This is a genomic window from Nostoc sp. (genome assembly GCF_035638895.1).
Lineage (GTDB): Bacteria > Cyanobacteriota > Cyanobacteriia > Cyanobacteriales > Nostocaceae > Nostoc.
This window is the reverse complement of sequence record NZ_DASQZC010000237.1, coordinates 1-9623: the sequence shown is the minus strand read 5'-3', so window position 1 is coordinate 9623 and position 9623 is coordinate 1. Positions and strand designations below refer to the sequence as shown.

Here is a 9623-nt window from a genome sequence, read left to right as displayed (position 1 = left end):
AAGAGGATTTAGCTACTCCTTGGTTACATTCCTTGTTCTCTAGAGAACAAGGAATGTAACCAAGGAGTAGCTAAATCCTCTTGTATAGGCATAATAGAAACATATCCTCTTGTATACCTATGCGCTAACCCTCTCGTATAGTCATAGTGGGGACATGTCCTCTTGTACACCCATACGTTAACCCTCTCGTACAGTCATGATAAAGCTATACCCTCTTGTATACTTATTTCTTAACCCTCTCGTACAGCCATAGTGGGGACATATCCTCTCGTGTACCTATGCTATCCTCTCGTATAGTTATGATAAAGTTATACCCTCTTGTATACTTATGCATTAACCCTCTCGTATAGTCATGTGCGGGACATATCCTCTTGTATACTTATGCGTTAGCCCTCTCGTATAGTCATTGAGTTTGAATCTATTCTTTAGTGGCTATGTATAGGGATATCCGCGTTTGGCGTGGTGGCGTAGCTGTGCTGGACTGGCAACTGCGTTGCCTACTCGACGGCGGCGTTGCCGCGTCTCCTAGCTTTGCGACACAATAGTTATGCCTCATTATTTTTATTTGGCATAACTCCTATGAGCGCGTTTTCTATCTCATCAAGTGCTTTATCGAGCGCGTCTAATCGCTTGCGATTTTCCCACTCTTGATATGCGATCGCGACCTCTGAATCAGTTCCTAACCCTGTGCTACTGCCTACCCTGCCTATGTGCTGGTGGCAGGTATACTCTGGGTTCTTACCGCGCTTCACAATCCCTTTTAGCCTAGCTTTTGGGTTCCTCTTGAAAATTGGCTCGTTAGCTTGCCACTTGGCGTATACATACCAATAAATTTCACCACCTTTTTTATACTGCTTACGCACCTCATACTGATGAATCCATACCCCAGGCGGTGACATTGGCTCATTGACTAGCTGCTGTCTGATTTCCCTTAATTGGTGAAGCTTCTCTATGATTTGGTCGATGCGGTCTGTCATAGCAGTTATGAAAGTTATGCCTATCAAAAATTTTAGAGCATAACTCCTATAGCCGCGCCTCCCGCCAAAATTCCCCAGGTTAGCGATTCCCGCACCACTTTTTAAGTCACCCGCACCAGTTCCGCACCAGTTCCCGCAGCAAGAATGCTTGCTGTATAAGCATCCCGCACCACCCGCACCAGTTTTGACGGGTTGGATAAACTTTATATTAGATTTTTTTTGAAAATATTTTCTGCAAATTTTCCACCAAAGTTTTTTCAAATCTAGTAAAAGTGGTGCGGAAGTGGTGCGGGTAAATCCTACAGTGGTGCGGGTAACTTATAAAAAATAAGTATTTATACTCCTTTCCCAATGTTTATTCAAAAAATAACAATGCTGAAGGTGGACAATGCGATGCCACGGCAACTTTTGAAAAAACCAATGTACATTTTCTCTCGGTTATCTAACCCCATTCGCCCAAACCCCTATAGACGCCCCCCTTGCCTTTCCGGTGGGCTTGGAGAGCGATCGCGCTTTGTTCGGTGTCTGCCTGTGGCTAGAAGTGGTCTAGAGCTAGACACTAACCAAAAGCTTGAAATTAACGCACATTATCCACGTTAGGGGAATTTGGGAAAATGTAGTGGGAAGTTGGATGTTTTTGAAACTCTCTCAGTTCTTTAATAACCTTACTAATATTCTCATCAATTCCTCAATATCTTCCACAACTCTGTAGCTATTAATCCCTAGAGTAAAATGTTTATTTACTCTATCAAGACAAGCAAACTGCCACAAGCTTCCTGTACTGACACAACCAGTTAATATAGGTTGTTCTGCAACACTTGGGGAATCCTCCTATAAATTCAGTGCAACATTTCGGCTACTTATTGAGTGAAGCCTCTGCTTAAATCAGCTTGTTTTGCTTCTCGCTTTGCGGCTGGCGTTGGTATGGCGGGGTTGACGAGGTTGGCGAAGTTGTCTTGGTTTTGAGTTAAATTGAACAATTTTTTCCCAATCTATTTCATTATTGTGACAATAGTCATTAAGTAACCCATGAGTCAGTTCATTCAATTTTTTGTCATATTCTGCTTTAAAAGCTATATCTTTGCCTTTTATTGCCTTACCTAACGGTTCAATTATGTCTGTGTAAAACTCATCAATACCACTGATTAAAGACCAGAAATCTTTTCCTACATATTTATAGTAAAAAATATCTATCCCTTTTTTGTTTTTATCCTTAACTTCACACTTATTAACCCCTGATGTTCCATAGCATATACCACTTATAAGTTTAATATTTGATTTATGATGTAATGTTATATTCGTAATCATTTGTCTAATTGAATCAGCATTACCCCAATACCCACCTGATTTGACACCAACTATGTAAGTAAACTCATCTTTATCAAAAATTAAATCTATGCTTGGAAATTCGCCTTCAGGTGGTTTATAACCATTATAAATTTTTTGATTTACAAATATTGCCAACTTTTCTAGCGAACCACCAAATATTGTCTCTTCAGATGAAGACAGAAAAGCATCTAACATTTGTTTAACATAATCTGCGGCTATATTTGTATTTTTAGCTATAAAAAGATACGGATTTTTTGTTTTCAGCAGTTTGTTTAGTTTCTGATTTTGTAAAGAGTTAAGTCTTGAGCAATAAAACGGTTGAATAATATCCGTTTCAATAAACTGTTCAAGCTCTTGAAGATTAATTTCAGCCATTTATATCACTTAATTCTATGTTAAATAAAGGTAAAGTGTTATCAATAACAGGTTTATTTGTTTCTGATTTATCTATTCTGTGCTTTGCAATCGTGAAGTATTCAGGCAATAGTTCTATGCCTATTGAATGCCTGTTAAGTCTTTTTGCGACCACTGAAGTTGTCCCAGAACCTAGAAATGGGTCAAGAACCGTATCTGCCTCTTGTGTAAAGAGTTTTATAAACCATTCTGGAATACTTTCAGGAAAAGCAGCACTATGGTTTTTATTACTTGATTCAGTAGCTAAATGTAAAACATTAGTCGGATAAACAGTATCTCTACCTATCCAGTTTGAAACATTTTTACCAAACCCAGAACCGACCGCAGAGGATGTGCGAACTTTATCATTATTTGATAAAGTTTTTAGTCTAGATTTAGCCCAATCTCCAACAGGTACTTTAACAGCATCTTGATACATATTAAACTTTTTAGATTTATTGAACTGCAACAACCTTTCCCAAGAATCTCGAAAGCGATTTGACCATTTTCCAGGATGGCAGTTTTTCTTGTGCCAAATAAATTCTTCTGTCCAAAACCAGCCTTGCTTTCTCATTTCTAAAATTAACTCCATTACATAAGTACTTCGCTCTCCTTCAATTACCTTTTCTTTGATGTTTAAAATAAAAGTCCCGGTTGGTTTTAATACTCTTAAAAGTTCTTTAGAAATAGGCAAAAACCATTTTACATATTCGTCTGTCTTTACACCTCCATACGTAGATTTTCGCTGGTCTGCATAAGGAGGTGATGTGAGAATTAAATCAATAGAATTATTTTCAAGCTTTTTTAAATAATTCAGGCAATCATCGTTGATTAATTCAGTTCTTATGTCTAGGTACATATATTACTTTTACTCACGTATATATCAGTCATTTTTGATAATAAACTTTAATACTGACTTTTTAAGTTTCACCCATTTAAATACTCCAGGGTTGATTGTATCAACATTTTAGCCATTCTTAACAGATTACATTTTTTATAAGTGTAGATATAGAGTTATATTTATCAAGGTCACTACGTTTTATCTGTCGATTCCGACCATTCATCTTGCTTTTTAGCTTTCTCTCGTTAATACCATTACGCAGAAATTCTCTAGAAAGTCCTGTTAATGCTTGGGTTCTAATCTCGCCAGTACTGAAATTCTGATTAATCGGTGTCAAATCGTTGTAATCTGTGGATCACAGGGTCTACAGTCTAGCGATGAAAATCAATCGGCACGGTCGCGCTAAGGTTCTCACACAGTCTGAGATACAGCTAATTTTCAGCGATGGCTTAGACAACGATCGCGATCGCGCTTTGTTCGGTGTCTGCCTATTTAGTGCTTGCCGTATCCGCGAATGCTGTACGCTGCAAACCCAAGACATTTACACGCCCAAGGGCAATGTCAGACCCCGGCTGGTGATTCGCAAGTCAAACACTAAAGGGAAGCTGGCTACTAGGTCAATCCCAGTGATTGAAGACCTACGGCGGTTGCTCACTGAATACTACCCACTGGCAGGAGATGATTATTTGTTTCCCGGTCGCAGTAATGGACACATCAGCGAAGACTCTGCCTCTAGGATTTTGAGAGGAGCTTGCAAACAAGCTGGGATAATTGGCGTATCGACGCATAGTTTTCGTCGTAGTGCATTGTCGCAAATGAGCAATGCAGGCATCCCACTAAGAGTTATCCAGGAGATATCTGGGCATCGGAACTTAGAGCAGTTGCAGAGATATTTGGAAGTAACTGACGAACAGGTGTTGGGAGCGGCGGCAAGTTTGGCTATGTTGTCACCAGTGGCTAGTAATGGTGTAGAGATAGGCACTGGTGAAAAGTTAGAAATTGATGCGAATAGTCCCGATTAGGAGAAGTAATTGTGAAAAATTATTCATTACGTTTTTTATCTATTAAAAATTTTAAATATTTATATTCATTTCCACGAGAAATTTTTTCCTTACAAAATTCTGCTGTACATCCTAACTGAACTAATAAAAAAGTTTTTATAGTAAAATTAAGTACTTGATTGATTCTAAAAATATTGTCATTTTTCAACAAATTAGCTTGAGAAGGGTCGTTATAATGTGTTAGATAATTTCTAATTTTTTTTACATCTCTTACAAAACTATTGACATCAATAATCAGAGGGTCAACAGTTATTTTTGTTAAATTAATTATTTGATTTAGTCTATCTACAAGTGTTGGCTCATGACTAAATAACAATTTATCTTTCAACCAGTCTTTATATTCTATAGGAGCGCTTTCAATTATTGCATTTAAACGTAATTCATGAGATTCCGTATAAGAGTTACATTTATCAAGTATTCTCCTATGAAATGATTCTAATGCTTGAACAAGCGATAAAAATTCATTTTCTACATACAAATTAGAGTTGTAGATAGTACTAAAATATAAATTAATTATGTCATGACAATCATCATAAAAATTGAACCATTTTTGCAGAATTAAACTGAAATCTTGTTCGATGTCTTCTAATTTTAACAAGAAATTGAATTCATTTATAGTTTTTATCTTCTCTATATAATTAGAATTAGAAAAAATAATTTCTATCTTTGTAGGTAAATCATCTAAAGAAACATAGAGTTTTTCGACAAAATTAGGTTGATTAGAAATTAAAGTTATAAAGTTTTTTAAAGGGTAGATATACTCCTCAAGTATCTCATCTAATGTAAATAGCTGCTTTAATTTAACCTCAATTAATGCAGACTTATTGATATTAATTATGTATTTTTGATTTTCACTATATATACATTGTTTAATGTATATATCTCCTTTTGTTATGGAGGCTTTTATATCATTTTTAATAGCAAAACGTTTAGTATGTATCCTGTAATTATGTTTACAATCGTCAAGTTCATCTTCAACATTAAAATCATGTACTAAAGGTGATAAATATTTTAAATAAGTAAAATCAACTTCAAAATTTTTAAACCTTATTTCTTCTTTATTATTAAAATGGTGTCCAATAAACGCTAATCTAGCACCCAATATTTGAGTAGTAAAACCTGGGCAAGAGATATGATAGTTTTTTTGATGGCAATCATATAAAGTTATTAATTTATTAGTAACAATCCCAAGAATTATTGGACATTTTTCTTCTTTGTAAAATGATACAACATCAAAATTGTTAAAACTACCTATAAGTTCGAGAGAAAATCCGGTTTTGTTAGAAAATTTTAAGTTGCCTGCAACTTGGTCTTCAGGATTAGAAGGTAGCCACCAAAAACCTGAATATTCAAAACTGTTCATTTTACATATATATGCAATAGTGTTGTAAATTTAACTTGCATGGCAGTGTACGTCAATATCATGCAAAATTAAATCTTTCATAGCCTTACTAAGGTTTTGACGAAATGTCGGGAAATATATCTTTCCCGACATAACGGTGAAACAGTCTCACAGTCAAGATTAGAAGCGTACTACACAGGCTTAATGACACCCTGGTTGCTGGGCATCTATGGTATACCTGAGATTTTTAAAATACCTAGCCAAAAGTAAAGTGACTTTCGTTTCTAACTCTTGGTTATTAGCAATATCGACGCTAAGACTGAATACACAAGGACTTGAGACATTTTGCGACTCGCTTATGGGTGCGAGCGTTTGCTGTTGTCTAGACAGATACCCTATTTAGAGCTACTACTATAATCTACGGGCATCGCTTTGTCTGATGGTGATTACAATGCTTAACGACTTAAAAAACCAGGTAACTCATAACAACAAGCTTTTTGTGGAGCTATTGCTTAATTTTTACCTTGATGGAAATGCTGTAGAACGGCAGAGGATTGAGCAAATATTGCTAGAGAACAAGCAAGAAAATTTAGGACTTGGGATAGTAGAAAATCTGCGACAGATAGCTGCTTCTAAGGGATTGTAAAGTAACGCTTAAAAGCTAGGGTAGTGCCCAGGTTTCGCTACACCACAACCAGTCCATCTGGTACAAGCGCCGCTAAATCAATCTCGTTCTCAATTTGGCGGCCGCCACCTTTGCGATTGTCGTATGCGTTTAATTCATGTTTAGCGTTATGGTCATCAAGTCTAGTTTTGTAATTCTCTAAAATTGCCTTGATAGTAGCTGGCTTACTCCCTGTAAGCGATTGTATAGCTGTCTGTGTAATCATCCACTTTTGGCTTTTTTCAGTGCAATTATTATTGTGGACTTCTAAAGCATAAATAGCGCGTCTCGTCAATTCTTCAGCGCGTCCAGGATGGGTTTTATAAGTATCACTTTTTAATTCTTCTGTAGATACTGCTGTCAAGTCTTCTGAAAACTGTTTAACTTTACCAGTGATGGTTTTAGCGTACACTTGGCAAGCTTTACGAACAAAATCAGCCAGTGATATCCCAGAGTGAGCGATCGCGGCTTCTACTACTGCTTGAGTATCAGCATCCAATTGTAATTGTGAAATATTCATATCATCTAAAGTTGTTTGTACCGGTTGAATTGTTTCTATCTCTTGTTCTGGCTTTGAGTCTTGCTGCTGTGCTTTCCAGTGCTGTCTAGCTTCATCTCCTACAGCGTCCCATTCCTCAGCAGAAAGAGTTAAATATTTAAGCGCTAAATGTTGGTAACGCTCAATATTACCTTTACCTTTATTGGTGAAATACTGATAAGAATGCTCTTGAGTTTCGGTATCGGGGAAAGCTTCTAGAACTGCCTTACGTACTTTGGATAATGGAGTTCTGCGGCTGTTAGGCTCCTCGTAAGACTCCCTAATTTGCTCAACTACTGCAACTGCCAATTTTTGAATAGTTGACTCTTTTTTGACACTACCCAGTTTTTTGACTAACTCTTGCCCCACCTCATCCCACTTAGCCATAATCAAAACATCTGCTTAATGAATTATCCTTATACTAACCCTCTTATAATAATTATGTCAACAGGGTTCGTATAGGGATTTTATTAAATACGGGTAAGCGTTCCAACCTTTATCTCATAACGCTTGTAGGCGTTGATAGTATTTTCGTCGTCATCCCCTAGCACTGCTTTAGCGAAGTCTGTAAAGTCATAGGGATCAACATTGCCATCATTTACGATCGCGGCTCTCAAATATGCAGCACGGAACTTGTGATAAGTGCGTTCATCTTTAGGAAAAATTTCCCACTGCTTACAAGATTCATTGAGAGTTTTTGAAAACCTCCGGTTGACCCGTTCAGGGTCTTCAGTTTGCGGAAAACGTTTACCTTTTTTATCAAGCCATTGCAAGGCATAACAGATTAAATCAGCAGGTAATAACGTAGGGATTTTAAAAATTACATCTCTGATATAAACTGCTTTATCACCTTGTCTTACTTTACGAGTTTTACCTTTTAATTGACCTTTAAAAGCAACTGTGTAAGTGTCGATTTTTTCAAAGGTGGCTGATAGATGTACTTCACCCATACGGCGGCCTGTTGCAAGTGCGATCGCACAAGAAACATCGAGCCAATTAGCATCTAAACCATTTTTAATATCAGTCAAAATATTGTAGGCATACTTTAGAGAGTCTGTAAGGTCAATTTCAACTCTATTTATTTTTTCCCTACGCTCTGTGACAGTTTCTCTGTAGCGAGTGTTTTGATTCTGTTTGTAACTTGCAAACTGGTAACTTAAAGCATTGCCAAAATGAGTAATGATTGTAAGTACTGGATTATAAAGAGCATTATCTTTTAAATCAGTTTGTGCAGCACTTCTGAGTTCTTTTTTTAATGCAGTAATCTGCCTTAACGCCGTGCCATACTCTCTTTCACTTTCTGTCCGGTCATCTGGATAAGTAAGTTTTAAATTTTTCGCTTCAATTGCTGCTAGCTGTTCCCAACCAAGTAAAGCTGCGTTTCGTATACCCTTTTTACGCTCATTCATTTTGTAAGGTGCGATCGCCTCAAATTGTGGCAGCAACCATTGAACGCGCTCGTCAACATAAGTATTTTTTAAATCTTCTGAATCTTCCAACTGCCTTGACATACCAGCATTCCTTAGTTACTTAAAACAATTTTCGTATATTTAGATAGTAACCAAGGACTAAGTTTATGTCAATATATATTGACTTGTATAGCCATAGGGATTTTCGTAGCTAATCAGAATATTCATCAATTATCCCTATACATAACTACTTGTTAATGTATAAATAAGAGGGTTAGTATAGGGATAAGAAAGGGCGGCTGCTAACCGCCACACATTAAATAAGGACACCTGTATGTTACTCACAATTGCTAAACCTCAACAATCTCAAGCTACTAATGGCTACTTCGATGGTGAATTCGACGCGGCGATCTCACTTCCACCAAAACAGACTACAGGCGAGTACTGGGCAGGGTATTTAAGAAAGGTGGCTGAAACAGGTGTAACACCGTTCTAAGCCCCAAAGGGAGGTTAACAACCTCCCTTTTTAAGTACCTAAAAAGCTAAATAGGTACTTACACTAATGTATAAAAATTAACCGTAAATTATATTATTGTTATAGGTTACTAGGTATATCTTTTTTAAGCTAATAGTGTCATGAAGGGACACTTTACTGTATTGGTTGCAGTAGAGTGTTTTTTTTTGCGATCGCTCTGTTCCTATCAATATATACCTTGTTCCCAAATGATTTAGAATTCCTATAGAAACTTTCCTTATAATAAATAAACTTTTTGTTTAACGATGATAAAAAAATTACCCACAGGCATTAGTAGAGGCGTAGAATTTTGGGATTTGAAACAGTTTCGTGCTGACTGCTATGAAGTTGCACGTACTATACATGCAAAAGTTTTAGAAGTGAGAGAGGGTGGACAGTACAGAAATTACTACTTGTAGCGAACTGCAAACATAAACGCTTCAAACCGCAAACAAGGCAATTTTGAAACCACATTAACTGCAAATAAAGGGGGTCTCAAAACCACAATAATTGCAAATGAAATTGCAAACATAATTTTCAAACTGCAAACAAGGG

Annotated in this window: 10 protein-coding genes; 4 read left to right on the top strand and 6 right to left on the bottom strand. The window is 36.8% G+C overall.

Annotation, left to right across the window (positions count from 1 at the left end):
• Positions 1-545: 545 nt before the first annotated feature.
• The gene (locus tag VE944_RS11260) at positions 546-977 is read right to left on the bottom strand and encodes a hypothetical protein (protein ID WP_324976679.1); all 432 of its coding nucleotides are present in this window, start codon (positions 975-977) and stop codon (positions 546-548) included.
• A 351-nt stretch (positions 978-1328) separates the two neighbouring features.
• Between VE944_RS11260 and VE944_RS11255 the strand changes: the two genes are divergently transcribed.
• Complete coding sequence (locus VE944_RS11255) at positions 1329-1577, top strand: hypothetical protein (protein WP_324976676.1); 249 nt, start codon at positions 1329-1331, stop codon at positions 1575-1577.
• Between the two features lie 285 nt (positions 1578-1862).
• Here VE944_RS11255 and VE944_RS11250 read toward each other — a convergent pair whose 3' ends face one another.
• Both VE944_RS11250 and VE944_RS11245 read right to left on the bottom strand, forming a co-directional pair.
• Positions 1863-2681: a PmeII family type II restriction endonuclease gene (locus VE944_RS11250; protein WP_324976673.1), complete on the bottom strand. Its 819-nt coding sequence runs from the start codon at positions 2679-2681 to the stop codon at positions 1863-1865.
• Positions 2674-3558, bottom strand: a complete 885-nt coding sequence (locus VE944_RS11245) for a DNA-methyltransferase (RefSeq protein ID WP_324976670.1) — start codon at positions 3556-3558, stop codon at positions 2674-2676. The genes VE944_RS11250 and VE944_RS11245 overlap by 8 nt, the downstream gene beginning before the upstream one ends.
• Before the next feature lie 359 nt (positions 3559-3917).
• Between VE944_RS11245 and VE944_RS11240 the strand changes: the two genes are divergently transcribed.
• Entirely contained in the window at positions 3918-4562 is a 645-nt protein-coding gene (locus VE944_RS11240) for a tyrosine-type recombinase/integrase (protein ID WP_324976668.1), read from the top strand.
• Between the two features lie 19 nt (positions 4563-4581).
• On the opposite strand, the gene VE944_RS11235 is transcribed toward VE944_RS11240, so the two are convergent.
• Positions 4582-5964: an ApeA N-terminal domain 1-containing protein gene (locus VE944_RS11235; protein WP_324976666.1), complete on the bottom strand. Its 1383-nt coding sequence runs from the start codon at positions 5962-5964 to the stop codon at positions 4582-4584.
• A 430-nt stretch (positions 5965-6394) separates the two neighbouring features.
• Between VE944_RS11235 and VE944_RS11230 the strand changes: the two genes are divergently transcribed.
• A complete protein-coding gene (locus VE944_RS11230) occupies positions 6395-6589 on the top strand; it encodes a hypothetical protein (protein ID WP_324976663.1) in 195 nt (64 codons plus the stop codon).
• A 37-nt stretch (positions 6590-6626) separates the two neighbouring features.
• Here the strand turns inward: VE944_RS11230 and VE944_RS11225 are convergent, their stop codons facing one another.
• Positions 6627-7532: a hypothetical protein gene (locus VE944_RS11225; protein WP_324976661.1), complete on the bottom strand. Its 906-nt coding sequence runs from the start codon at positions 7530-7532 to the stop codon at positions 6627-6629.
• A gap of 83 nt (positions 7533-7615) precedes the next feature.
• Positions 7616-8656 carry a protelomerase family protein gene (locus VE944_RS11220; RefSeq protein ID WP_324976658.1) on the bottom strand — a complete coding sequence of 347 codons (1041 nt, stop codon included), beginning with the start codon at positions 8654-8656 and terminating at the stop codon, positions 7616-7618.
• A 232-nt stretch (positions 8657-8888) separates the two neighbouring features.
• On the opposite strand from VE944_RS11220, the gene VE944_RS11215 reads away from it, so the two are divergent.
• A complete protein-coding gene (locus VE944_RS11215) occupies positions 8889-9050 on the top strand; it encodes a hypothetical protein (RefSeq protein ID WP_324976656.1) in 162 nt (53 codons plus the stop codon).
• Positions 9051-9623 lie beyond the last annotated feature (573 nt).